This window comes from Pantoea sp. SGAir0180, assembly GCF_043546245.1.
Map to the genome: position 1 here is coordinate 1,523,436 of NZ_CP028071.1, position 25,616 is coordinate 1,549,051.

22 protein-coding genes are annotated in these 25,616 nt (G+C 55.7%); 9 read left to right on the top strand and 13 right to left on the bottom strand.

Features of this window, described 5'->3' with window-relative positions:
- Positions 1-6: 6 nt before the first annotated feature.
- From pdeR to C1N58_RS07170, 5 genes are all read right to left on the bottom strand, one after another.
- Complete coding sequence (gene pdeR, locus C1N58_RS07150; protein ID WP_039340199.1) at positions 7-1,992, bottom strand: cyclic di-GMP phosphodiesterase; 1,986 nt, start codon at positions 1,990-1,992, stop codon at positions 7-9.
- 156 nt (positions 1,993-2,148) lie between these two features.
- The gene (locus C1N58_RS07155) at positions 2,149-2,439 is read right to left on the bottom strand and encodes a YbdD/YjiX family protein (RefSeq protein WP_039340200.1); all 291 of its coding nucleotides are present in this window, start codon (positions 2,437-2,439) and stop codon (positions 2,149-2,151) included.
- A complete protein-coding gene (locus C1N58_RS07160; RefSeq protein WP_394564727.1) occupies positions 2,432-4,498 on the bottom strand; it encodes a carbon starvation CstA family protein in 2,067 nt (688 codons plus the stop codon). The genes C1N58_RS07155 and C1N58_RS07160 overlap by 8 nt, the downstream gene beginning before the upstream one ends.
- Positions 4,499-4,680: 182 nt before the next feature.
- The gene (locus C1N58_RS07165; protein ID WP_033741804.1) at positions 4,681-6,612 is read right to left on the bottom strand and encodes an exoribonuclease II; all 1,932 of its coding nucleotides are present in this window, start codon (positions 6,610-6,612) and stop codon (positions 4,681-4,683) included.
- 111 nt (positions 6,613-6,723) lie between these two features.
- A complete protein-coding gene (locus C1N58_RS07170) occupies positions 6,724-9,027 on the bottom strand; it encodes an FdhF/YdeP family oxidoreductase (protein WP_039341548.1) in 2,304 nt (767 codons plus the stop codon).
- Positions 9,028-9,278: 251 nt separating this feature from the next.
- Here C1N58_RS07170 and C1N58_RS07175 point away from each other — a divergent pair, with 251 nt between their 5' ends.
- From C1N58_RS07175 to C1N58_RS07185, 3 genes are all read left to right on the top strand, one after another.
- Entirely contained in the window at positions 9,279-10,865 is a 1,587-nt protein-coding gene (locus C1N58_RS07175) for a PTS transporter subunit EIIC (RefSeq protein WP_394564728.1), read from the top strand.
- Between the two features lie 227 nt (positions 10,866-11,092).
- The gene (locus C1N58_RS07180; RefSeq protein ID WP_394550677.1) at positions 11,093-11,230 is read left to right on the top strand and encodes a hypothetical protein; all 138 of its coding nucleotides are present in this window, start codon (positions 11,093-11,095) and stop codon (positions 11,228-11,230) included.
- Between the two features lie 253 nt (positions 11,231-11,483).
- A complete protein-coding gene (locus C1N58_RS07185) occupies positions 11,484-12,380 on the top strand; it encodes a LysR family transcriptional regulator (RefSeq protein ID WP_033741802.1) in 897 nt (298 codons plus the stop codon).
- Here C1N58_RS07185 and C1N58_RS07190 read toward each other — a convergent pair.
- The 8 genes from C1N58_RS07190 to pspF form a co-directional block, all read right to left on the bottom strand.
- Positions 12,377-13,486 carry a carboxymuconolactone decarboxylase family protein gene (locus C1N58_RS07190; RefSeq protein ID WP_394564870.1) on the bottom strand — a complete coding sequence of 370 codons (1,110 nt, stop codon included), beginning with the start codon at positions 13,484-13,486 and terminating at the stop codon, positions 12,377-12,379. The genes C1N58_RS07185 and C1N58_RS07190 overlap by 4 nt on opposite strands.
- 198 nt (positions 13,487-13,684) lie before the next feature.
- On the bottom strand, positions 13,685-14,473 hold the full coding sequence (fabI, locus tag C1N58_RS07195) for an enoyl-ACP reductase FabI (protein ID WP_006119311.1): 789 nt from the start codon (positions 14,471-14,473) through the stop codon (positions 13,685-13,687).
- 141 nt (positions 14,474-14,614) lie between these two features.
- Positions 14,615-15,418: a putrescine export ABC transporter ATP-binding protein SapF gene (sapF, locus tag C1N58_RS07200; RefSeq protein ID WP_039340210.1), complete on the bottom strand. Its 804-nt coding sequence runs from the start codon at positions 15,416-15,418 to the stop codon at positions 14,615-14,617.
- A 1-nt stretch (position 15,419) separates the two neighbouring features.
- Positions 15,420-16,415, bottom strand: coding sequence for a putrescine export ABC transporter ATP-binding protein SapD (sapD, locus tag C1N58_RS07205; protein ID WP_006119309.1), 996 nt, complete (start codon positions 16,413-16,415; stop codon positions 15,420-15,422).
- Positions 16,415-17,305 (bottom strand): putrescine export ABC transporter permease SapC, encoded by an 891-nt coding sequence (gene sapC / locus C1N58_RS07210; protein WP_164481992.1) that lies wholly within the window; start codon positions 17,303-17,305, stop codon positions 16,415-16,417. The genes sapD and sapC overlap by 1 nt, the downstream gene beginning before the upstream one ends.
- A complete protein-coding gene (gene sapB / locus C1N58_RS07215; RefSeq protein WP_039340214.1) occupies positions 17,292-18,257 on the bottom strand; it encodes a putrescine export ABC transporter permease SapB in 966 nt (321 codons plus the stop codon). Before sapB ends, sapC begins: the two co-directional genes overlap by 14 nt.
- Positions 18,258-19,886 (bottom strand): ABC transporter substrate-binding protein SapA, encoded by a 1,629-nt coding sequence (gene sapA, locus C1N58_RS07220; RefSeq protein WP_394564729.1) that lies wholly within the window; start codon positions 19,884-19,886, stop codon positions 18,258-18,260. It lies immediately after the preceding gene.
- Between the two features lie 345 nt (positions 19,887-20,231).
- Positions 20,232-21,245, bottom strand: a complete 1,014-nt coding sequence (pspF, locus tag C1N58_RS07225) for a phage shock protein operon transcriptional activator (protein ID WP_033741793.1) — start codon at positions 21,243-21,245, stop codon at positions 20,232-20,234.
- Between the two features lie 163 nt (positions 21,246-21,408).
- Between pspF and pspA the strand changes: the two genes are divergently transcribed.
- From pspA to C1N58_RS07255, 6 genes are read left to right on the top strand one after another with little or no spacing between them, the layout of a single operon-like run.
- Positions 21,409-22,074, top strand: a complete 666-nt coding sequence (pspA, locus tag C1N58_RS07230; RefSeq protein WP_006119300.1) for a phage shock protein PspA — start codon at positions 21,409-21,411, stop codon at positions 22,072-22,074.
- Between the two features lie 37 nt (positions 22,075-22,111).
- Positions 22,112-22,339, top strand: coding sequence for an envelope stress response membrane protein PspB (gene pspB / locus C1N58_RS07235; RefSeq protein WP_006119299.1), 228 nt, complete (start codon positions 22,112-22,114; stop codon positions 22,337-22,339).
- The gene (gene pspC / locus C1N58_RS07240) at positions 22,336-22,686 is read left to right on the top strand and encodes an envelope stress response membrane protein PspC (RefSeq protein WP_394564730.1); all 351 of its coding nucleotides are present in this window, start codon (positions 22,336-22,338) and stop codon (positions 22,684-22,686) included. The genes pspB and pspC overlap by 4 nt, the downstream gene beginning before the upstream one ends.
- A 54-nt stretch (positions 22,687-22,740) precedes the next feature.
- Positions 22,741-22,989, top strand: a complete 249-nt coding sequence (gene pspD / locus C1N58_RS07245; protein WP_394550687.1) for a phage shock protein PspD — start codon at positions 22,741-22,743, stop codon at positions 22,987-22,989.
- The gene (locus C1N58_RS07250) at positions 22,970-24,367 is read left to right on the top strand and encodes a YcjX family GTP-binding protein (protein ID WP_033741790.1); all 1,398 of its coding nucleotides are present in this window, start codon (positions 22,970-22,972) and stop codon (positions 24,365-24,367) included. Before pspD ends, C1N58_RS07250 begins: the two co-directional genes overlap by 20 nt.
- Entirely contained in the window at positions 24,364-25,425 is a 1,062-nt protein-coding gene (locus tag C1N58_RS07255; protein WP_262959108.1) for a YcjF family protein, read from the top strand. The genes C1N58_RS07250 and C1N58_RS07255 overlap by 4 nt, the downstream gene beginning before the upstream one ends.
- The last annotated feature ends 191 nt before the right edge of the window (positions 25,426-25,616 follow it).

A 25,616-nucleotide genomic window follows, 5' to 3' on the forward strand; every position in this document is an offset into this window, starting at 1 on the left:
AAGCGTTTACTTGCGGGCAGGATGCTGAGCCAGCCAATGCCCAAACTGTTCGGCGGGCATTGGTTTTGCGTAGAAATAGCCTTGTCGACCATCGACGCCATTCTTCAGCACGAAGGCCTCTTCATCGGCGGTTTCTATGCCTTCGGCAATAACCTGTAAATCCAGCGCCTTGGCAACCGCAACAATCGCGCGCACCAGCGACTGGGAGACAGGGCGTTTATTCACATTGCGGATAAAACTTTGATCCAGCTTAATGGCGTTAATAGGCACTCGTGCCAGCTGTGATAACGAGGAATAACCGGTACCAAAATCATCCAGATGGACCTGGGCACCCAGCTCCTGGAACTTGTGCATTAACTTCAGCGCTTCCGCTTCGTTCTCAATCAGACAACTCTCCGTGAGTTCGATATCGATCGGGCTTTCCGTTAAACCGGCGTCAGTCAGCGCCTGCTTCAGATCGCTGTAGATCGACTGATCCATCAACTGGCGCGCGGAGACGTTGACGGCCACGCGCAGATGAATATCCTGCTGGCGCCACGCGATAATCTGTTTCAACACATTGAGCATTACCCAGCGCCCCAGCGGCACAATCAGTCCTGAATCTTCAGCATAGGGAATAAAGTCAGCAGGCGAGACCAGTCCGCGCTCGGGTGAATGCCAGCGCACCAACGCTTCGGCACTGCGTACTTTTCCGTCCGTGTCCACTTTGGGTTGGTAGTGCACCAGTAAATGGTCCTGCTCCAGCGCTTTGCGAAGATTGGTATCAAGCCACAGATATTCAAATACCCGCCGGTTCATCTCTTCAGCAAAAACGCAATATTTACCGCGATTGTTCTCTTTGGCGTGATACATCGCCGTATCGGCATTGCGGATCAGGCATTCACGATCTTCCCCGTGCAGCGGCGCGATGGCAATGCCGATGGAGCAGCCGCTGTAAACTTCGATAAGGCCAATGCGGAAGGGCTGACGTAACCGATCCAGAATGCGCGTCGCCATCGCTTCCAGCGCCGCCTGGCTGGTCTGTTCGGCCAGCACCACAAACTCATCACCGCCAAGGCGTCCCAGCGTCTGGTTCTTACTCAGACAACTCAGAATAGCCAGCGACACCGCCTGCAGCAGTTGATCGCCAAACATATGGCCATAAGCGTCATTCACTTTTTTGAAATTATCCAGGTCCAGATAGACCACACCGGTTTCACTGCCTTCCGCCCGCTCCAGCGCCTGACTGATTTGCTGATGTATCGCGTGACGGTTGGGCAGGCCGGTAATACCATCCGTATTGGCCATGACACGCAGTCGCTCCTGAGCGCGACGTTCTTCGGTAATATCCGTTCCGGAACAGATGAGGAAAATTTCATTTTTTCCGCTGCCGCTGTGAACAAACTTATTACGAAACAGAAAGAGTCGCTGTCCCTTCATCGTTTTGATCCAGCGTTCGACTTCATAAGAGTTACCATCACGGAAGAAGCCCGCAATGTTGCGACGTGACGCTGCCGCCTCCTGCTTGGTCATAAACAGCTGAAAAACATTCCGGCCAATCACATCCTGCTCATACAGGCCGGTGTACTCTTCGCTGAGTCGGTTAAAGCGCTGAATATTGCCCCGCTGGTCAAGAATGACGATAACGGAATTGGCCTCTGAAACTACCTGTTCCGCAAAGGACAGCCCCAGCGTCAGATCGCGTGCGACCGCCGATGTATCGCCCCAGGCGGATGCGGTACCGGCCCAGACAGACTGATTGATGCGCCGTCCGACAAAATGCATGGCCACCTGCTCACCATGGATTGTTAACGTCAGGTTGATACTGGAAGTAATCACTGGCATAGCTCGCAGTAAACTGCACTGGCCAGGCGTCAGCGGCACAGCAACACTCGTATTCGATGATTCATCTAAGGCAAAAAGCAGCGCATCGCTGTCCGCGCTTAACCGCCAATGAGGGCTGGTTGTACCAAACAAGGTATACAACAATGATTGCCCTTGTTCATCGGTCATGATCACTCCCTCCGGGAAGTCCATAGCTGACGTTATCTCATTATTTTAGCAACAGTATTCATCTACTGATGTCAGCACAAGATGAAAGTGTATTTATTTTACTTTCCAGAAAAAACAGGAACAAAAAACCCCGCCGAAGCGGGGCCGGCAGGCGGTTCAGCACGGACATTTACCCAGTTTTCCAGCCTGACTGGGAAAGCGGGCGTCCAGACAATAACGATGAAAGTCACGCTCGCTCATCGGCGGCAGGTCTGGATGATGCTGCCGCATGTGCTGCAGGTATTTTTGGTAGTCCTGAACGCCCACCATCAGACGAAAGCTTTGCTGTAGCCCCTGCCAGAATGCCCGCCAGCGAAAGCCAGGGCGGACGGGAGCATAGCGTAATTCGCAGCGCACAATTTGCCACGTCCCTGTTGGCCGTGTTACACGATGAATGCTGTCAGACATGGCGAATCTCCTTCCGCAACGTGGTCGCGGACTCATGCGTGGTAGGTACCTCACTGCGCAGGGCACGACGAATCACAAAAAAAGCCGCAATGAGCATGGTGACGGCGACCAGCATAAAGAACCCGCACAGGGCCGCGTTAATCTGGTTACTGAAAACGATGGTGTGCATATCGGCGACGGTTTTCGCCGGTGCGATAATCACGCCTTCATCCAGACCTTTACGGAATTTATTGGCCTGCGCCAGAAAGCCGATGGACGGTTTTTCGTGGAAAATCTTCTGCCATCCCGCGGTCATTGAGGTAATAAACAGCCAGATCGTTGGCAGAATGGTCACCCACGCATAACGCTGCTTCTTCATTTTAAACAGCACCACGGTGCCCAGAATCAGCGCCATGGAGGCCAGCATCTGGTTACCGATGCCAAACAATGGCCATAGCGTATTGATGCCGCCCAGCGGATCAATCACGCCCTGATACACAAAGAATCCCCAGCCAGCCACCGCAACGGTTGTGCCCGCAAGGTTACCCAGCCAGGAGCGGTTATTGGCCATCGACGGCACCACGGTGCCCACCAGGTCCTGCACCATAAACCGACAGGCACGCGTACCGGCATCGACGGCAGTCAGAATAAACAGGGCTTCAAACAGAATGGCAAAGTGATACCAGAAGGCCATCATGGCGCGACTGTTAACCACCTCGGTAATGATATGGGCCATACCGACGGCGAACGTCGGTGCGCCGCCAGCACGGGACAGAATGGAGGCTTCACCTACATCCCGTGCAATTCCACTTAACATCTCCGGTGTAACGACAAAGCCCCAGCCGTTGATCACCTGGGCGGCATTTTCAACGGTGGTGCCAATCAGCGCCGCCGGGGCATTCATCGCAAAATATACGCCGGGGTCCAGCACTGAGGCGCAAATCAGCGCCATTATGGCGACAAACGACTCCATCAACATCGCGCCGTAGCCAATAAAGCGAATGTGGCTTTCCCGCTCCACGAGTTTTGGCGTGGTTCCGCTGGAAACCAGCGCATGAAAGCCGGAAATCGCCCCGCAGGCAATAGTGATAAACAGGAACGGGAACAGAGCCCCTGAGAAGACCGGGCCGGTGCCGTCAATGAAGCGGGTCACGGCGGGCATCTTCATCTCTGGCATGGCGAACACGATACCTACAGCCAGACCAACGATGACGCCAATTTTCAGAAAGGTCGAGAGGTAGTCCCTCGGTGCTAACAGCAGCCACACCGGTAATACCGATGCGATAAAACCATAAATGACCAGCACCCAGGTCAGTGACGTGCCTTTCAGGGTAAAGAACGGCCTCCAGTAGGGATGTTGTGCGACATCGCCACCGTAAATAATGGCCGCCATCATCAGCACAAAACCAATCAGTGAGACTTCAGCAATTTTACCGGGGCGCAGAAAGCGCATGTAGATGCCCATAAACAGCGCGATAGGGATCGTTGCGGCAATGGTAAACAGGCCCCAGGGGCTGTTCGCCAGTGCCTTCACCACCACCAGCGCCAGCGCGGAAAGGATAATAATCATCACGCCCAGCGCACCCAGCATAGTGATGACGCCAGCGAAGGCCCCCAGCTCCTGACGGGCCATTTCACCCAGTGAACGGCCATCGCGTCGGGTCGAGATAAACAGCACCAGGAAATCCTGAACCGCACCGGCCAGCATCACGCCGACCAGAATCCAGATCGTGCCAGGTAAAAAGCCCATCTGCGCGGCCAGAATCGGACCGACCAACGGGCCCGCACCGGCGATAGCGGCAAAATGGTGACCAAACAGCACCCATTTGTTGGTGGGGACGTAGTCCAGACCGTCGCTGAGACGTTCAGCAGGCGTCAGGCGACGATCGTCGAGTTCGAAAATGTTGCGGGCGATAAAGAGGCTGTAAAAACGATAGGCAATGCTGTAACAGGCGACTGCGGCAACCACCAGCCAGACTGCGTTGACGTGTTCGCCGCGATTAAGCGCCAGCATCGCGAACGCGCCCGCGCCAGTTAACGCCACCGCTAACCAGATCACGCCGGTTTTGACGTTCTTCATAACTCACTCCTTGTAGAGACCGAATGGAAGGCGATCGAATACAACGAGCTAACGTTAATGTAATGGAATGTAAGTGAAAGTTAATAAGGAGAGAACTGTGAAGCGCAGTGCAAATTTAGCGTGTGCGGAAGCGGTACGTCAGGAATGAGCGGGACAGGCTATCCTGTCCCGCTGGATAATACTCAGGCTGCGGGGCGAGCGACGACGCTGCGGGTTTCCATACGCACTTCGGCGATGGTCACGTCGATCACATCGGTCACGCGGTAAACCACTTCACCTTTAATCTGCACTGTGCCGCTTTCCTGGCTGCACACCAGTTCGTCACGAACGGAGTGCAGGAACGGAGCAGGGATAAACGCCACTGCGCCATTCTCCAGCAAACGCACGCGCATGCCACCACGGGAAATATCGATAATTTCCGCGCTGAATTTACGATCTGTCGCCGCAAAAGGTGACAGGTAACGGGCATAAAGCCAGTCGCCCACGTCACGCTCGGCCATGCGGTTAAGACGGCGGCGCTCGCTCATGGTGACCGTGACAGCGTCATCGGGCCGGGCGATCGACTCACCACGCACGATGGCTTTCAGCAGGCGATGGTTGATCATGTCGCCAAATTTACGAATCGGTGAGGTCCAGGTCGCATAGGCTTCCAGGCCCAGACCGAAGTGCGGGCCAGGTTCGGTGGTGATTTCCGCATACGTCTGGAAACGACGAATACGGCTGTCCAGGAACTGGGTCGGCTGGGCATCCAGCTCCCGGCGCAGCACACGGAAACCGTCCAGCGTGGTAATCGCTGAAGGATCTGCCGTAATCCCATGTGTCGCCAGCACGGCGGCGGCCTGCTCGGCGTTGGCAGTATCGAAGCCTGCATGGACGTTATAGATCCCAAAGCCCAGCTTATCGCGCAGCACCTCGGCCGCACAGATGTTGGCCAGAATCATGGCTTCTTCAACGATTCGGTTGGCAATGCGACGCGGTTCAGCGACGATATCCAGCACTTCGCCTTTCTCGCCCAACAGGAAGCGGTAATCCGGGCGATCTTTAAACACCAGCGCGTGGGCCTGGCGCCATTCGCCGCGAGACAGGCACAATTGATGCAGCAGGCGGATCTGATTCGCAATCGCGTCATTCTGCGGCTGCCACTCGCCGCTGTTCTCCAGCCAGTCAGAAACCTCGTCGTAAACCAGTTTGGCTTTCGATTCGATCCAGGCCGCGAAGAAGTGCACATCAGACAGGCTGCCATCCTGCGCCACGGTGACGCGACAGGCCAGTACCGGGCGACGCACATCAGGGCGCAGGGAGCAGACATCATCGGAAAGCTCGCGCGGCAGCATCGGGATATTAAAGCCCGGCAGGTAGTTGGTGAACGCACGTTGCGCGGCAAGCTTATCCAGCTCGCTGCCTTCAGCCACGTAAGCGGTCGGATCGGCAATGGCGACCGTCAGGCGCAGGGCATTGTCTTCCAGCGCCTCAACATAGAGCGCATCGTCCATATCTTCTGTGCTGGCGCTGTCGATGGTCACGAAATCCAGCGCGGTCAGGTCTTCACGCTGCAGGTTTTCGTCCAGCATCTCGCCAAAACCCATTTCAGGGGCCTGGCGCTCCAGATTGTGACGTGACAGTGTCACCCACCACGGCGCAAGATGGTCGTCTGCGCTGACAATAAATTCGGTCAGTTCGGCATAAAAGCCGCGGTCACCCTTTAATGGATGACGTCGCATTTCCGCGACGGCCCAGTCGCCCTGTTGGAAATCGTGGGTCAGCCCACGTACCGGACGGCACTGAATGGCCTCTTTCAGCAGGGGATGATCGGGCACGATAGAAAGACGATCGTCTTTTTTCTGCACACGGCCTACAAAACGGCTCAGGAAAGGCTCGACCAGCGTTTCTGGCTCTGCGCTTTCACGATCTTTATCGGTGTGGATGACGGCAATAATACGGTCGCCGTGCATCACTTTCTTCATCTGCGGGGGCGGGATGAAATAACTTTTTTGTGCATCGACTTCCAGAAAGCCGAATCCCTTTTCGGTGCCTTTTACAACGCCTTCTGCACGCGGCGTTTGTGAATGGAGCTTCTCTTTAAGCTGCGCAAGCAGCGGATTATCCTGGAACATGATTTTTACGTTTCGTGGCCTAATAGCGGCTGACAGTTTTACGCGAATCGCGGTCCCGCGGCAAGGCAAAAAGCCGGACGAACCGGCTTTTTGCCTGGAGCAAAGCCTGAATCAGGCAATGCGTTGGGTGACCGTTGCCTGCGACAATTCCAGCTTAACCGGCACCGATTTCGAGGTTGGCGTACCGCTAATATCACCATAGCTGTTCAGCGGAACCAGCGGGTTGGTTTCTGGATAATAGGCCGCCAGGTTGCCACGCGGGATGTTGTAAGGCACCAGCTTAAAGCCGCTCACGCGACGTGTTACGCCGTCATTCCACAGGGTTTCAATGTCAACGTTCTGGCCTTCGCTGAAGCCTAATGCCGCCATATCGTCCGGGTTGATAAAGACGACTTCACGCTGACCGTAAACGCCGCGATAGCGGTCATCAAGGCCGTAAATCGTCGTGTTGTACTGATCGTGCGAACGCAGGGTTTGCAGCGTGAAGGGCACCTCCTGATCCAACTGCGGAAACAGCGAGTCAGGCAGCGCGGCAGGGCTGAACTCGGCCTTACCGGTCGGCGTGTTGAAGCGCAGTTCGGCGGCGGCATTACCCAGATAGAACCCACCAGGCTGATCGCATTTGCTGTTAAAGTCGGCAAAGCCAGGAATCGTGGCTGCGATGTGATCGCGAATCAGGTTGTAGTCCGCCGCCAGATCCAGCCACTTCACCTTTTCATCGCCCAGTACCGCATGCGCAATGCTGGCGACAATCGACGTTTCTGAACGTTGTGTATCCGCCAGCGGAATACCCACGCCTTCAGACGCGTGCACCATGCTGAAGGAATCTTCCACGGTAATATACTGATTGCCCGTCGCCTGCAAATCGCGCTCGGTGCGGCCCAGCGTAGGCAGAATCAGGCCCTCATGACCGGGAACCAGATGGCTGCGGTTCAGTTTGGTACTGATATGTACGGTCAGGCCACAACGTGACAGCGCTTCTTCGGTGCGCGGTGAATCCGGTGCCGCCGCCGCCAGGTTGCCACCCAGCGCGATAAGCACTTTGATTTCGTCACGCAGCATGGCATTCAGTGCTTCAACGGTGTTATGACCTGCCGCACGCGGTGGCTCAAAATTGAAGTGCTGACCCAGCGCATCCAGGAACGGTTTTGCCGGTTTCTCATCAATGCCCATGGTGCGGTTACCCTGCACATTACTGTGACCACGAACAGGGCACAGACCCGCACCTTTTTTACCTAACTGGCCAAACAGCAGCTGCAGGTTAGTAATTTCGCGCACGGTATCGACGGAATGTTTGTGCTGAGTGATACCCATCGCCCAGGTACAGATGACCCGATCGGCGCTCTGGTAAATCGCGGCCGCTTCACGGATCTGCGCTTCAGTCAGGCCGGACTGCGCCACAATCTGCATCCAGTCGGTGTTATCCACGGCGTCAAAGTAGGCTTCAACGCCGTGCGTTTTGGCATTCAGGAACGCCTGATCGAACAGGCCGCTTTCGCCTGCCGCAATGCGCGCGCGATGCGTTTCCAGCAGGGCTTTAACCATGCCGCGAACCGCGGCCATATCGCCACCCAGGTGCGGCTGATAATAGGCCGAGCTGATGGTACCGGCTTTCGAGGTCACAATTTCCAGCGGCTTCTGCGGATCGGCGAACCGTTCCAGACCGCGTTCGCGCAGCGTATTGAAGGTCACAATTTTTGCACCGTGATCGGCAGCGTGACGCAGGCTGTGCAACATGCGTGGATGGTTAGTGCCCGGGTTCTGTCCAAAAACAAAAATCGCATCCGCGTGGTCAAAATCATCCAGACGAATCGTGCCTTTACCCACGCCAATGCTGCGCTTCAGTCCCGCACCGCTGGCTTCGTGACACATGTTCGAGCAGTCAGGGAAGTTATTGGTGCCCAGCATGCGGCCAAACAGCTGATAAAGCCATGACGCTTCATTACTGGCGCGACCTGAGGTGTAAAGCTCCATCTGGTCTGGATTGTCCATCGCTTTGATGTGCTGCGCGATAAGCGCATAGGCGTCATCCCAACTGATGGGCTCGTAGTGATCGGTTTCACGGTTGTAGCGCAGGGGATGCGTCAGGCGGCCCTGATACTCCAGAAAGTAATCGCTTTGAGCATAGAGCGTGGTCACGCTGTGTTTCGCAAAGAAGTCGGCATCCACAACGCGGCGTGTCGCTTCCCAGGTTACCGCTTTCGCTCCGTTTTCACAAAAGCTGAAAGTACTTTTATTGTCATCGCCCCAGGCGCAGCCCGGGCAGTCAAAGCCACGCGCCTTGTTCATACGCATGAGATTGCGCAGGTTTTTCAGGGCAGCTTTACTGTCGAAAACAAAACGTGTCGTGGCTTCCAGTGAACCCCAGCCACCCGCGGCGGCGCGGTATGGTTTAATTTGGCGCTTAAATTTCATCATAGGTGCAGGCTTATTTTTTTGTTGGACGAATGTTGCAAGGATATATCCTGATAGTGAAGATTAGTGTGCGTTCGACGACATAGCTTGTCTAATTGATTGACTTAATGGTGCGATAGGTCGCGTTTATCGTGACGGCACAACAACTGTGATGCTGTTCATATTTTACCCTTTCATAACTTCTCCGTATCAGGTGTTATCGGCACATCGCGCTAATACTTGCTGTTTATGACACAAAAAGGCGCGAAACCATGAAACACCTGACCAGCCAGATTCATGCATTTGGCAAGGCGTTGATGATGCCCATTTCGGTGATCGCGGCAGCCGGTATTTTTCTGGGGCTGGCCGCGGCCATGCAGAACCCCGCAGTGACGGGGGAAGCCTTTGCGCAAATGCAGGTGGCCCAGCTCATTATCGGTTTTATTCGCAAAGTCGCAGGAGCGCTGTTTGCCAATCTGCCCCTGTTCTTTGCCGTCGCCAGTGCGATTGGTCTGGCAAAAGCCGAGAAACCGACCGCCGCCTTTGCGGCGGTGATTGGCTATATCGCCATGAACGTGGGGATTAATGCGACGCTGGCCGCAAAAGGCATAACGGCGGCCACCACGACGCCTCAGGCGCTGCAACAGGCGGGACTGGATCAAACGACCGCCATGATGACCTCGGCGGAATATATCCAGATGCTGGGGATTTTTACCTACAACATGAGCGTGCTGGGCGGCGTGGTGGCCGGCCTGCTCACCGTAATGTTGCACAATCGTTTTTATACGCAGCAACTTCCTACAGCGATCAGCTTCTTTGGCGGCCGACGTTTTGTGCCCATTGTCACCGTCGTGGTTCTGCCGCTGGTGGGTGTATTGCTGGCGCTGATCTGGCCAACCCTCGGAGAGGGCATCGCCTGGGTGGGACAGATGATTGGCCACAGTGGTCAGTACGGTGCATTTCTGCTGGGGGCGGCTGAACGCCTGCTGATTCCCACCGGGCTGCACCATATTCTCAATGAAACGGTCCGCTTTACGCCGATTGGCGGTATGGCGGTTGTGGACGGACAGACCCTTGTCGGCGCATTGAATATTTTCAATGCCTCGCTGACACATCCTGGCCTCATCCCAGATGCCACGCTGCGAACGGCTACCCAGTTCCTGGCGCAGGGAAAAATACCGGTGATGATGTTCGGGCTGCCTGCTGCAGCACTGGCGATCTATCACACCGCACGTCCGGAGCATAAACAACGCGTGAAAGCGCTGGTGCTGGCCGGCGCGCTGACCTCCTTTACCACCGGGATCACCGAACCCCTGGAGTTCTGCTTTATTTTTGTGTCGCCCGTGCTTTATGTGTTGCATGCGTTTTTGACCGGCCTTTCATTTATGTTGATGTCAATGCTGCATCTGATGATTGGCAACGTGCAGGGCGGCATTATCGACCTGGTGGTCTTCGGTGTGCTGGGTGGCAGTAAAACCCACTGGTGGTGGACGCTGGTGCTTGGCGTGATCTACGCACCGATCTATTACTACGGGTTCCGTTTTGTCATTACCCGCATGAATGTTGAAACACCGGGACGGGAAACCGAGGAGGAAAAACCGCAGGTCGTTGATGGCAGTGAACGCACTCAGGTCATTATCAGTGGATTGGGTGGGGCTGCCAATATAGAGGACATCGATTGCTGCTTTACGCGCTTACGGGTGCGGGTAAAAGATATGAAACAGGTGGTGGATCACACCCTGATAAGTACGGGCGCGAATGGCGTGAATCGCGTCAGTGAGCAGGATGTTCAGGTGATTTACGGTCCTCAGGTCGAAAAGATTGCGCAGGAAGTGAAGTCGGCGCTTGGCGTCGGCTGACGGCGGCCTCACTGGGCGCAGCAGGTGCGCCCTCCCTGTCTGACATGTTACGGCATTCCGTTCCATTCTAAGCTCCGTTTTTATCCGTTCCCTTCACGTTCACGATTAACACAAAAATATAAGCAATGCTTTATGTTTCATTTTGTGATCTGTGCTTGAATTTTACCGGTAACACTCTATGGTAAGAGGCGGAAAGTGCAATACACGCAATTAACAGGGGGTTATTTATGGCGAAAAACAGGTTAGTTAAAGTCGTTGAAATATCGGCAATTGTTTTTTTCACACTTGTCGTGATCTATTTACTGGCGACGGGCGTACTGTCGTCAACGGGCATTGATCACGCCTGGCCTTATCCAACGAAGTAACAACGGGCAACACCAGGGAAAACACCATAAAAAATAATAATTCTGCCAGCCTGACCTGAAAGAGTCCGGCCTGTTGCGCGCCCATTACGCCTTTCGTCTCGCCCCCAAAAGTATCTCCTGTCAGCCGGACACTCGGGCTGTATTACTGCACTCTGCCTGTAGCGGAATCCTGAACGCACACTGACTGGCATTCTGTTGCGCCCTCGGCACATAATAGGCGTTCAACTGAGCGACGTTATGGCGGGCACAAAAAATCGACATTAAGCAACTCATCTACCTCTGCAACCTCGAACGCGAACGCCATTTTGGCCGTGCCGCTGAGGCGAGTTTTGTCAGCCAGCCTACCTTATCAATGCGGTTAAAAAATCTGGAACGCGAACTGGGGTTATCCCTGATCAACCGCAGCAATAACTTTGCCGGATTCACGCCAGAAGGGGATCGGGTGCTGGCCTGGGCGCGGGAAATCGTCTCCGTTTATCAGGGGCTGAAGCTGGAAGTCGAGTCACTGAAACACGGCGTTAACGGCACATTGCGGCTGGGTGTGGTACCGCAGTGCAGCGTGTCGCTGGCCCAGCTGCTCAAAGCGGTTCAGGTGCGCTATCCACAACTCGATTACCGTATTGCCGTCCTGAGCGCCGACCAGCTGCTGGAGGCGCTGAACAGTCATACGGTCGATGTCGGGATTGGTTTTTTTGAAATGGCGACGCTGCGTGAACTGCATTTTCAGGCCGCGTTGCTGGCGGACCGTGGCGTTGAAGCGGTGTTTCATCCCGGACATTTTCAGCACTTAGGCGAGGTTGAAAGCCTGGATCTGCCAACGCTGGCCCGTCAGCCGCTGTGTCTGGCTGAACCCACGCGCTATTTTCGTCGCTATCTGGATATGGCGCTGCGGGAGATGTCGCTGATGCCGCGCGTGGTGGTAGAAAGCGCCTCCATTATGCAACTGCTGCAGTGTACGCAGGTCGGGTTGGGCGTACTGGTTTCGCCACGCGGTCATCTGCTGCCCGCGTCTTTACACGGACTGGAACAGCGACCTGTCATAATGCCAAAGATGGCGCGCCAGGCGGCCCTGGTGGTCGCTGAACCGGGTCGGGCAACGCCGCTGGCACAGCACTTCTATGACGAAGCGCGCAGTCATCTGGATCTTTAGCGCGCCTCACCACAGGCATAAAATAAACGGCTGTTCCAGTTTGCCCGCGCGATGGCCTGGATAAGCGCGAACTGATCGGCAACGGACCAGCCGGATTCTTGCAATGGCTGGAGATCGGCGGCGCAAAAACGTTCTGGCTGGCGGGTCAGCAGGGCGGTTAACGCGCTGACCGCCCGGTCAGCGTCGGTCAGGTTAGCATTATCAACAGTGCCAGACTGGCCGCTACAGGGCGTTAACGACGGTGGACGCCAGCGATTTCCCAGCAGGCTGGCCGCTGTAGCCTCAACCCGGGCGGTGAAGACCGTCTCCTCCTGATGATTCAACCTGTACCAATGCTCTAATAACGCCGGTGCGTGCGCCAGCAACCAGAGGGCGTCCTCTGGCGCAGACGATGTCTGGCATTGCGCCACGGCCTTATGCTGCGCCTCGCTGGCATAGCGGGGCTCAAGCGGTTTCAGGACTGGCTGCCAGACGCCGGGGGCATCGGTGGCTGGCGCATCCGGTGCAGGTGACATGCCGGGGAGCCAGCGTACCGGCATGTTCAGCAGAGCATGAATACCGGCGATCACGCGTGCCTGGTAACAGACAAAGCCGATCAACTGATTAAGCGTGACAATATCGGCTTCGCTCAGACCTGCGGCGTGAAGGGCGCGCACACTGTCGGCAGTAATCAGAGTGGGTTGCATGGCCAGCAGTCGGGCGTACTGGGTAATTTGTGTCAGGCGGTTATTGCTCTCGCGCGACGAGTCAGGGCCAGGCAGAGGATTGAGTCTTGCAGAGTAGTGATTGCAGAGCCGCTGAATGCCCGTAACCTGCGCCACGGTCAGCGCGCTGCTTAACCGATCGTAAAGCGTCAGCGTATGGGTCAGCGTAACGTCAACCTGGTCGGGAAACAGCAGGTCAACAATCTCATGAGCAATCTGAATGGCGGGTTGTCCGGCCTGCAACAACGGCTGAACAGAAGAGGTTTCCTGCGCTAACCCCAACAAGAACCGATCGTCGATATGCGCTGCTTCAGGAAAAAGCGGGGCAGCCGGAACGGTACGCGGACAGGTCTGGCTCTCGTAAAACCAGTGATCCTGGCCAGTATAGCGGCGTTGTTGCATCATCAGTCCTTTTGCAAAATCTGATGCGGCACATGCGGGACAGAGTCAGTGAACCGGTCGCAGGCCGCAGGGCTGACTTATCCTCGCCCACGGGCAGGGTACGGCAAAAGACCGATCGGTGATAATTAATAGCAATAAGGAATAACGAGGGCGCGGGCGGGGAAGGACAGGGCGAGCAGCGCTCGCCCATGAGGAAACTTATTTCAGTTCCAGTTCGTTCATCGCGGCGATGCTGAAACCGCCGTCGACGTGAACGATCTCGCCGGTGATACCACCCGCCAGATCGGAACACAGGAAGGCCGCAGAGTTACCCACGTCTTCGATGGTCACGGTACGGCGAATCGGGGTTACCGCTTCACAGTGAGCCAGCATCTTACGGAAATCTTTGATGCCTGAAGCCGCCAGCGTACGGATTGGACCGGCAGAAACGGCGTTCACACGCACACCTTCTGGTCCCATGGCATTGGCCATGTAACGTACGTTTGCTTCCAGAGACGCTTTTGCCAGGCCCATTACGTTGTAGTTAGGGATAGCGCGCTCTGCACCCAGGTAGGACAGCGTCAGCAGCGCTGAGTTGGGGTTCAGCATCGCACGGCACTCTTTTGCCATGGCAACAAAGCTGTAGGCACTGATGTCGTGCGCAATTTTGAAACCTTCGCGGGTTACGGCATTCACGTAATCGCCATCCAGCTGGTCGCCTGGGGCAAAACCAATTGAGTGAACGAAACCGTCAAATTTCGGCCAGGTTTTTGCCAGCTCAGCGAACAGGGACTGGATGCTTTCATCTTCTGCAACATCACATGGCAGTACGATGTCAGAACCCAAATCTTTGGCGAACTCTTCCACACGACCTTTCAGTTTGTCGTTTTGGTAGGTGAAAGCCAGTTCTGCGCCCTGTTTGTGCATCGCCTGTGCAATACCGTAGGCGATGGAAAGTTTACTGGCAACACCAGTAATCAGAATGCGCTTACCGGAAAGAAAACCCATAGCTGTAATCCTTATGGTCATGGTAGTTGGCGGTCGCGTTGTTTAAATAATAGACGACCGACGTTAATCGACGTGCGGATTCTAGCACGTCTGCCTTAAATCAGGAAAACTGTGCACAGTTTTCCACAAAACCCCGAAAAATCAACGCTCGCGTCGCCACGCTTCGGCCGTTAACGCTTCGCCGAAATGGCTGTTGATCAGACGTTTGGTCAGATCATGCAGCGGAGAAGCCAGCACGTCGGCCGTCCCGCCGCGTTCCACGACTTCGCCCTGATGCATGACCAACACTTTGTCGCTGATATGCTTCATCATCCCTAAATGTTGCGTCACGTAGATGTAGGCGATGCCGTGTTTTTCCTGCAGCTCCAGCATCAGGTTGACCAACTGTGAGCGCATGGTCATATCCAGTGAGGCTAGCGCTTCATCAGCAATAATCACTTTGGGTTGCAGAATTAATGCCCGCGCCAGGCCCAGACGCTGTTTTTGGCCTGGTGCCAGCATATGCGGATAATAACCGGCATGGTCGCGCAGTAATCCCACCTGACGCAGCGTGCCAATGATCCGTTTCTCGCGCGCCTCGGCGTCAAGATCGGTATTCAGGCGCAGCGGCAGCTCCAGAATCTGACTGACGCGCTGCCGGGGATTAAGCGACGTAGAAGGATCCTGGAAAATCATACGGATGCGCTGGCTACGGTAGCCATAATCCCCAAAGCTCAGCGCATGATCGTCAATAATGATTTCCCCCTCCGTTGGGGCAACGGTGCCGCTGAGCATTTTTGCCAGCGTTGATTTGCCGGAGCCATTTTCGCCGATGATCGCCAGCGTCTGCTTCTCCCGCAGCGTGAAGCTCACGGACTTCACCGCCTCGACATGCTGACGGCGAAACAGACCGGTGCGATAACGAAACGTTTTGCTCAGATTGCGCACTTCCAGTAGCGTTTCCATGCTATTGGCCCTCCACGTTGAGCGGAAAATGGCAGGCATAGAGATGCGAACGGGAGCCCGTCAGCCGTGGCGTTTCCACACATTTACGCTGTGCATACGGGCAGCGCGGTCCAAGACGGCAGCCAATGGGCAGGCTTTCGAGCGATGGAATCGCGCCGGATAAGGTATTCAGGCGGCTCTTGTGAGGAAGCGGTCGGCCAAAGTCTGGCATCGCACGAATCAGCGCCTGGGTATACGGATGGTGCGGCGTGGTCATCAGGTCTTCACTCTGCGCCGTTTCCACTGTTTGTCCGCAGTACATAACGTTGATCCTGTCAGCCCAGTGACTCAGGGTACGCAGGTCATGGCTGATCAGCAGAATCGTGGTGTTGTTGTTCTGATTCAGACGGCTCAACAGGCGAAAGATCTGCGCCTGCGTTGTCGGCTCCATGGCGTTGGTCGGCTCGTCGGCAATCAGCAGGCGCGGCTGATTCGCCAGTGCGATGGCAATCATTACTTTCTGACACTCGCCCTCGGTGAGTTCGTAGGGAAAGCTGCGCATGATGTCTTTGTGATCTTTAATACCGACGCGGTGCAGCAGCTCGATGGCGCGGTTTTTTCGCCAGAACCAAAAGCGCTTCATCCACGGTCCTTTGTACGTCCAGCGCGGAATCGCCTGCATCAACTGACGGCCGACACTTTCCGAGGGATCAAGACAGGACTGCGGTTCCTGGAAAATCATCGACACATTGTGACCTACGATGCGGCGACGCTCACGCGGCGACAAACGCAGCAAATCCACGTCATCAAAGACCATACGGTCTGCGGTGACGCGCCAGTTGTCGTTGGTCACGCCACAAATCGCCTTGGCAACCAGACTTTTGCCCGAGCCCGACTCACCCACCAGACCGCGAATTTCGCCTTCAGTCAGTGATAAATTGATGCGGTCTACCGCTTTGACCGGCCCGTCAGCGGTCATAAATTCAATCGTCAGATTACGAATATCCAGTAACGGCATTATTCCACTCCTGCCTCGACGGCCCGACGAATGCCGTCACCGAGCAGATTAACCATTAACACGCTGACCATCAGCGCGGCACCGGGAAGCATGACAGTCCAGGGCGCAACATACACCAGCTCCAGCGAATCACCCAGCATCGCGCCCCACTCAGGCGAGGGCAACTGCGCGCCGAGGTCAAGAAAACCCAGTGCGGCGATATCGAGAATAGCCATCGACAGCGCGCGCGTAATTTCACTGATCAGCATAGGCAAAACGTTAGGCAAAATGGCGTGCCACAAAATATTGATGCTGGTGGCACCATCCAGGCGAGCCGCAATCACATACTCTTTTTCCAGTTCGTCATGAACGGCGCTGTAGATTTCGCGCACCAGGCGCGGCATCAGCGCCAGCCACACGGCCAGTAATGCGTGCTCCAGGCGCGGCCCCAGAAACGCCACTACGATAATGGCCAGCAAGAGTGAGGGAATGGACAGCAGCGTATCCAGGACATGATTCAGCACCGCAGAACGCACACCGTGCGTCATGCCCGCCACAATCCCCAGTACCAGCGCCCAGAAGGTGGCAAACAGCGTGACGAGAATGGCCGATCCAACCGTGGGGGCCACGCCGTTCAGCAGGCGGCTCAGTAAATCACGCCCCAGATCGTCCGTCCCGAGAAAAAAGGAAACCTCACCGTAGCGCGACCAGGAGGGCGGTAGCAGTTGATAACCCAGAAATTGCTGGTCGATGTTGTAAGGGGCCAGAAAATGGCCGAACAGACACAGTAGCAGCAGCGCGCCAAAGCCGTACAGGCCAATCATCGCCGGCATATCGCCATAAAAATGGTGCCAGCTCTGGCGAAACGCACTGGGCAGGCGTTTTTCGGCGTAGATGTTATCGGACGGCATACCATTCCTTATGTTTCAGCGGATTCAGCGCCGCGCCAACGATGTCAGCGAGCACATTCACCACAATCACCAGTCCACCGGTCACCATTACGCCTGCTGAGATGGCCGCATAGTCCTGCTGACGGATGGCGTTAATCAGCCAGCGCCCCAGACCAGGCCAGTTAAAAACCATCTCCGTAATCATCGCCAGCGTTAACATGCTGGAGAACTGTAAACCCAGGCGCGGAATGACAGGCGGAAGGGCGTTATGCAGCACATGACGGCGAATAACGGTAAAGCGCGAGAGCCCGCGGGTCGCCGCAGCTTTAACATAGTTTTTATCGACGACATCGCTGGTGCTGATGCGCAGTAAACGCACAATCTCAGTGGTCGGGGCCATCGCCAGCACGGTCACCGGTAAAATCAGGTGCATCAGCACGCTGATCATCATTTCATGCCGCCACGGTGAGGGGCTGAGCCAGGCATCGATTAAAGCAAAACCGGTTATGTTCTGGACCGGATAGAGCAGATCATAGCGACCGGAAACCGGCAACCAGCCCAGCGTTAACGAGAAAAACAGGGTAAACAGCAGGGCGAGCCAGAAGACCGGGATCGAAAATCCCAGCAAGGCAAACGCGCTGATAACTTTGTCCTGCCATTTATGACGCAGGGCACCCGCACAAATCCCCAGCGGAATGCCGACGATCAAGGCAAGCGTAAAGGCCATCAGGCACAGCTCCATGGTGGCCGGAAAGACCTCGCGCAGTTGCAGGCCAATTTCCTGACCATTGGTGCTGGATACGCCAAAATCCAGTTGCAGCATACCTTTAAACCAAAACCACCAGGCATCGAACAGTGAGGCGCCTTCGAGCGGGGCATTCGGTGTGAAATAGCTCAGGCTGAAACTCACCAGCGAGAGAAAAAACAGCGTAATCACCAGTAACACCAGCCGACGCAAAATATAGATGATCACTTATCGATCCTCCCGCTCATCACGATAAACACCAGCAAAAGAAGCGTTACCAAACGGACTCAGTACCAGGCCTTTAATATCATGCCGGTAGGCTTGCAGGCGCAAGGATGAAGCCAGCGGCAGGACGGGCAGTTCCTGAGCTAAAATTTGCTGAGCTTTATCATAGTTCTCAATGCGTCCGGACAGCTGTTGCGACAGCAGAGCATTTTTCAGCGTGCTGTCAAACGCAGGCGAGCACCAGTGCGCATAGTTGGTCTGTGAGGCAATCGCCGCGCAGCTCAGCAGGGGACGAAAGAAACTGTCAGGATCGTTACTGTCGGTTGCCCAGCCTGCCAGGGTCAGGTCGTGGTTCATCGCCATCAACTGTGCTTCCTGAAAACGGCCTTCAACCGGCACGATAGTGACGTTAACGCCAATTTGTGCCAGATCGGCCTGAATCAGTTCTGCCGTTTTCAGCGGCGCAGGGTTCCAGGACTGCGAGGCGGCAGGCACCACCAGACGCAGGTGAAGATCGGTCACGCCCGCCGCTTCCAGCGCAGCCCTGGCCTTTTTCGGATCGTAGGCGGTGATGCTGGCATCCGTATCGTAAGCCCAGGAGGCACGCGGCAAAATCGAGGCCGCAGTTTCTGCCGTGCCGTAATAAATCGACTCCATCAGGCGTTCATTATTAATGGCCAGCGCCAGCGCGTGACGCACTTCCGGTCTGTCGAGCGGGGGTTTTCGCGTGTTGAAGGCCAGATAGGCGATGTTCATACCGGGCCGCAACGTCATACGTAGCCGGGGATCGTCGCGCAGAATGGAAATCTGGCTGGCGGCAGGATAGGCCAGCACATCGCACTCACCGGTCAGCAGTTTCGATAACCGGCCGGTGCCGCCCGCGCCAAGATCAATCACCACCTGTTGCAGGCGCGGTACGCCTTTCCAGTAGTAGGGATTGCGGGCCAGGCGAATATATTGCCCACTGCGGTATTCACTCAGCTGAAACGGGCCGGTGCCCACAGGTAACCGATCCAGCGTTTCCTGATGACCTGTTTTGTCCAGGCTGTCTGCGTATTCCTTCGAGAGGATGGGCGCATAGTGGGTTGCCATGTGCCAGAGAAACGACGCATCAGGGCTGTTCAGGCGAATTTCGACCGTATAGTTATCGATCTTTTTCACGCTCTGCACGGCGTCAGCGAACTGCAGGCTGTCGAAATAGGGATAATAGCCGCCATTAACGTCATGCCAGGGATGTTTACGGTCAAACATGCGCGCAAAGCTAAAGACCACATCGTCAGCATTCATCGTGCGGGTAGGCCTAAAGTTTGAGGTGTGCTGAAACTGCACACCGTGACGCAAGTGAAAGCGATAGGTCGCGCCGTTATCACGTACATCCCAGCTGTCGGCCAGGTCAGCCTGTAAACGATAGGTATAAGGATCGACATCAAGCAGGCGGTCATAGAGCTGCGCCGCCAGTGTGTCCACCGTTAAACCACTACTGGCCATCTGCGGGTTAAACGTGTTTAGCGTCCCGTTGACGCAATAGACAAAGCCGCTTTGACGAATATCCGTGGCAGGTGCGGGCGCGGACCACACAGGTGCGCTCAACACTCTGAGACTCAGCAACAGCGAAGGCATTAGTTTTAACATAGAACTCAACGATTCTCGGGCATTGGGCAAAGTGTATCGCAAAGCGCGCGTGGTCCCAACTCTGCGTCATCGATTGCCGACGATTCGTACAGCAGGTGTAAACGATCCGCGCAAAAAGGCGCAGCGTTGGTGTGGAGATGAGAAAAATTCTCAATAACACTTTACAGATGCAAACAGGAATGATTATTATTCAGTTGCACTTCGACGGGGCTCTACCGAAGAAGAGCACGACATTGCTCACATTGCTTCCAGTTGCCCGCTTCGGCGGGCCCTTTTTTTACCCGCCTGAATGCATTACAGCATGCCCCGGCACGTTGTCAGCTTCTGTACGTATATAAAAGCCCGCTAATGTTGTCCGTCGCGCGCCTGAATACCGTGTTTTTTCATGATGGCACGGAGTTGATGATAGGTGACGCCCAGTAAGCTGGCCGCGCGGCGCTGATTATACTTTGCCTGTTGCAGGCTGATTTCCACCACGTCACGTTCCTGCTGGTTCTGCCACTGGCGCAGATCAAGCGGAAGTGAAGGCAGGGCGGTTGGCGACTCGGTAGCAGGCAAGGGGGCGGCCCTGTCTGCGGCTTCACTGCGGCGGGCAAACGGGTTAATGATGATTTCATCCAGCGCGGTATCGCTGGTGTTATGGCGATAGACGGATCGTTCGACCACGTTTTTCAGCTCGCGCACGTTGCCCGGCCAGTGATGCTCAAGCAAGGTTTGCTGTGCGCGGGGCGTAAAGCCGGGAAACAACGGCAGTTTGAGCTCCCGACACATCTGTATGGCAAAATGGTCAGCCATGACCAGAATGTCGCTGCGGCGCTCCCGAAGCGGCGGCAACTGCACCACATCAAAGGCCAGGCGATCCAGCAGATCGGCCCGAAACTTACCGGCTTCGGCCAGCGCGGGTAAATCTTCATTGGTGGCGCAGATCAGACGCACATTAACCTGAAAAACATGGTTTCCGCCCACGCGTTCCAGTTGGCCGTATTCAATTACCCGCAACAGTTTTTCCTGAACCAGCATGGGGGCTGTCGCCAGTTCATCAAGAAACAAGGTGCCGCCATCCGCGCGCTCAAAGCGGCCCAGATGACGTTTTTGCGCACCGGTAAAGGCACCTGCCTCATGGCCAAAAAGCTCAGAATCAAGCAGATTCTCGTTCAGCGCCGCACAGTTAAGAGAGACAAAAGGGCCCTGCCAGCGGTCAGAAAGGTAGTGCAGACGGCTGGCAATCAGCTCCTTACCTGTCCCGCGTTCGCCTACCACCAGCACAGGCTTCTCCAGCGGCGCGAGCTTAGACACCTGCTCCAGCACTTCCAGAAAGTTATTTGATTCGCCCAGCAAATTGTCGTTGTTCACAGACATGATGAATTTCGCCACTGATTAATCAATTTAACTATATTAGGTCAGGCAAAAAAAACTGCCAGCTTATTATCGTAATTAAAATCAATAAGATAAAAATTGGCACGCATCTTGAATTAGTTCTCACCAGCAAGCTAAAACTATGACCATCAAGAGGAGCATCATTATGGGTATTTTTTCTCGTTTCGCTGACATCGTTAATGCCAACATCAATTCACTGCTGGAACGCGCAGAGGATCCGCAGAAACTGGTGCGCCTGATGATTCAGGAGATGGAAGATACGCTGGTCGAGGTGCGTTCGACGTCAGCCCGCGCGCTGGCCGAAAAGAAACAGCTGTCACGCCGTATCGAGCAGGCTGAGCTGCAGCAGGCTGAATGGCAGGAAAAAGCAGAACTGGCGATTCGCAAAGATAAAGAAGATCTCGCCCGTTCTGCGCTTATCGAAAAACAGAAGCTGACCGATCTGATCGCCTCGCTCAAACGCGAAGTCGAACAGGTTGACGAAACGCTGACGCGCATGAAAGGTGAGATTGCTGAGCTGGAGAAAAAACTGAGCGAAACCCGCGCGCGCCAGCAGGCGTTGACGCTGCGCCATCAGGCCGCCTCGTCATCCCGTGATGTCCGCCGTCAGCTGGACAGTGGTAAAATTGATGAAGCCATGGCGCGTTTCGAATCGTTTGAACGCCGAATCGATCATATGGAAGCGGAAGCGGAGAGCCACGGTTTTGGTAAACCTAAAACCCTGGATCAGCAGTTTACTGAGCTGAAAGCCGATGACGAAATCAGTCAGCAACTGAATGCGCTGAAAGCCAAAATGAACCGCAGCGAATAAACCGCCGCTGACAGTAGGAAAGGATTAAGGAGAGTCAATGAGCGCACTATTTTTGGCGATACCTCTTACAATATTTGTGCTGTTCGTGGCCCCCGTCTGGCTGTGGTTACACTACAGTAACAAGCGCAGCGGCGGAGCGGAGCTGTCACAGAGTCAGATGCAGCGTCTGCAACAGGTGACCCGGGATGCTCAGCGCATGCGCGAACGCATTGATGCGTTAGAAGCGATCCTGGATGCAGAACATCCTAACTGGAGGCAGCCATGATAAGAGGCCGTAAATTATGGCGTAAGCCTGACGAAGGAAAGCTGATGGGCGTCTGTGCCGGGCTGGCTGAGTATCTGGATGTGCCGGTGCGGCTGCTGCGTATCATTGTGGTGTTATCGCTGTTCTTTGGGCTGTTTGTGTTTACCGTGATTGCCTACTTTGCGCTGGGTTTTGTACTGGACGTAAAACCTGCTGGCGTCGACAACGGTGAAGCTCAGCCCACAGCCAGCGAACTGCTTAACCAACTGGAAACCGCGCTGCAACAGGATGAGCGTAATGTTCGCGACATAGAACGTTACGTCACCTCTGAAACGTTTAGTGTGCGCAGTCGTTTCCGTCAGATTTAATTATCGTCTGCTACGGGCCAGACCGGCCCGTCTGCTGATGACCGGGAGGTATTCATGACCGTTTCGCGCGCAGCAACGTTTCGCCATCGTGCCACACCTGCATTGAAGTCAGCCGCCAGATTCATCATTATCAATGCTGTTACTTACGGGCCTGCCGGTGTGGCCGGCTGGGCCGTCAAATCGGTCGCGCGCCGTCCACTGCGCATTTTGCTTGGCCTGGCGCTTGAGCCGCTATTGAAACGCGTGATGAACCGGGTAGCGTCGCGCTTCATCAGGGAAAACGATGAAAAGACTGCAAACTGAACTGATAGCATTAATGAATCGCGGCGTCGACCGCCACCTTCGCCTGGCGGTCACCGGCCTCAGCCGCAGTGGTAAAACAGCTTTTATTACCTCGCTGGTCAACCAACTTCTTTCTGTACACAGCGGCGCCCGTTTGCCGCTGTTTTCCGTTGTGCGTGATGAACGCCTGTTAGGGGTGAAACGCGTGCCGCAACGTGACATGGGCACGGCCCGTTTCACCTATGATGAAGGGCTGGCGCAGCTTTACGGTTCACCACCTGCCTGGCCCACGCCCACGCGTGGCGTCAGCGAAATGCGCCTGGCGTTACGTTACCGTCCGCATGACTCGCTGCTGCGTCATCTGAAAGAGACCGCCACGCTCTATCTTGAAATCGTTGATTACCCCGGCGAATGGTTGCTTGATCTGCCAATGCTGGCACAGGATTACCTGACCTGGTCACGCCAGATGAACGGCTTGTTGCAGGGCGATCGCGCCCTGTGGGCGCAACCCTGGCGCGACCTGTGTCAGCGCCTCGATCCGCTGGCACCGGCTGACGAGAACCGTTTAGCCGACATTGCCGAGGCCTGGACTGACTACCTGCATCGCTGCAAAGCCGAAGGATTACACTTTATCCAGCCAGGCCGCTTCGTGCTGCCCGGCGATATGGCGGGCGCGCCCGCACTACAGTTTTTTCCGTGGCCTACTGCTGACGATGCCCAGGCGGCGAAACTGGCGCAGGCGGACAAAGGCAGCAATTTCGCCATGCTGCAACAGCGGTTTCATTACTACTGCCAGCATGTTGTTAAAGGATTCTATAAAAACCATTTCGTACGCTTTGACCGCCAGATTGTGCTGGTGGACTGCCTGCAACCGCTTAACAGCGGCCCGCAGGCCTTTAACGATATGCGGTTAGCCCTTACGCAGCTTATGCAGAGTTTTCACTACGGTCAGCGCACACTGTTTCGCCGTCTCTTTTCGCCGGTGATCGATAAGCTGCTGTTCGCCGCCACCAAAGCCGATCACATTACTCACGACCAGCACGGCAATATGGTGTCCCTGTTACAGCAACTGGTGCAGGATGCCTGGCAAAATGCCGCGTTTGAAGGTATCAGCATGGACTGTACTGGTCTGGCTTCGGTACAGGCGACACAGAGTGGACAGGTTGATCATCAGGGTGAAAAAATCCCCGCGTTGCGCGGGCACCGCTTAGCGGATGGCGAGGCACTGACGGTCTATCCGGGTGAAGTTCCCCCGCGCCTGCCGGGGGCGGCGTTCTGGCAACAACAGGGTTTTCAGTTTGAGCAGTTTCGCCCACAGCAACTGGATATCGATCGTCCTCTGCCGCACATCCGCATGGATGCGGCACTGGAGTTTTTACTGGGAGATAAATTGCGATGAGCGATCCGTTAAAGCCGCGTATTGATTTTGCCACGCCGCTGAACGACAAGCCTAATGACGTGTTGCGTCCGGCGCAAACCTTCGACGCGGAAGCCCGGGACGCGTTTTTAGCCGTTGCAGAAAGCGAGACGGTGGTGGAAGAGGAAAGTGCAGGGGAGCGCGCCGTCGAAGCGGCTCTGAAACCCAAACGCAGTTTGTGGCGCAACATGGTCGGTGCCGGGCTGGGCCTGTTTGGGATCAGCATCGTGGCGCAGGGCGTGCAGTGGAGCCACAACGCCTGGCTGGCGCATGACTGGTTTGCGCTGGGCAGCGGGATGGCCGGGGGACTGATCGTGGCCGCGGGTGTCGGCGCGTTAACCCGCGAGTGGCGACGACTGTATCAGCTGCGTCAGCGTGCAGAAGAGCGCGATCTGGGTCGGGAACTGCTTAACAGCCACAGCGTGGGTAAAGGGCGGGATTTTTGCGAAAAACTGGCTCGCCAGGCCGAACTCGATCAGGCGCATCCTGCGTTACAACGCTGGCATGCTTCGCTCCATGAAACCCATAATGACGGTGAAACCGTGCGGTTGTATGCCCAACTGGTGCAGCCGGTGCTCGATCGCCAGGCCCGGCGGGAAATCAGTCGTCATGCCGCAGAATCCGCCCTGATGATTGCGGTGAGTCCGCTGGCGCTGGTCGATATGGCCTTTATTGCCTGGCGCAATATCAGGCTGGTCAACCGTATTGCCGCTATTTACGGTATTGAACTGGGCTACTTTAGCCGACTGCGCCTGTTCCGGCTGGTGCTGCTGAATATGGCATTTGCCGGCGCGTCTGAGCTGGTGCGTGAAGTGGGCATGGACTGGATGTCGCAGGATATCGCGGCGCGCCTGTCCGCCCGTGCCGCGCAGGGCATTGGCGCAGGCCTGCTGACCGCGCGTCTTGGCATTAAAGCCATGGAGCTGTGTCGGCCGTTACCCTGGCTGGAAAACGACAAACCCCGCCTGGGCGACTACCGTCGTGAATTGATCGGCCAGATAAAAGAAGCGCTGCAGAGGGGCGGAGAGAAACGCCAGTAACGGTTGTGCACTGAAACGTGAGTGCAGATGCTGTGCCTTCTGTGCTTTATCTCCTGACAACGTTGAGCGAATGTCACCGTCAGGGCTCTCCCGCCATCGCCGCAGCCTGCCGTTTAAAAAAAACGCGCTTGCATAAAGGCTGTCAACTTTTCCTGACAGCCCCCTTTCTGCGGCGTAGGGGTTTAGCGTAT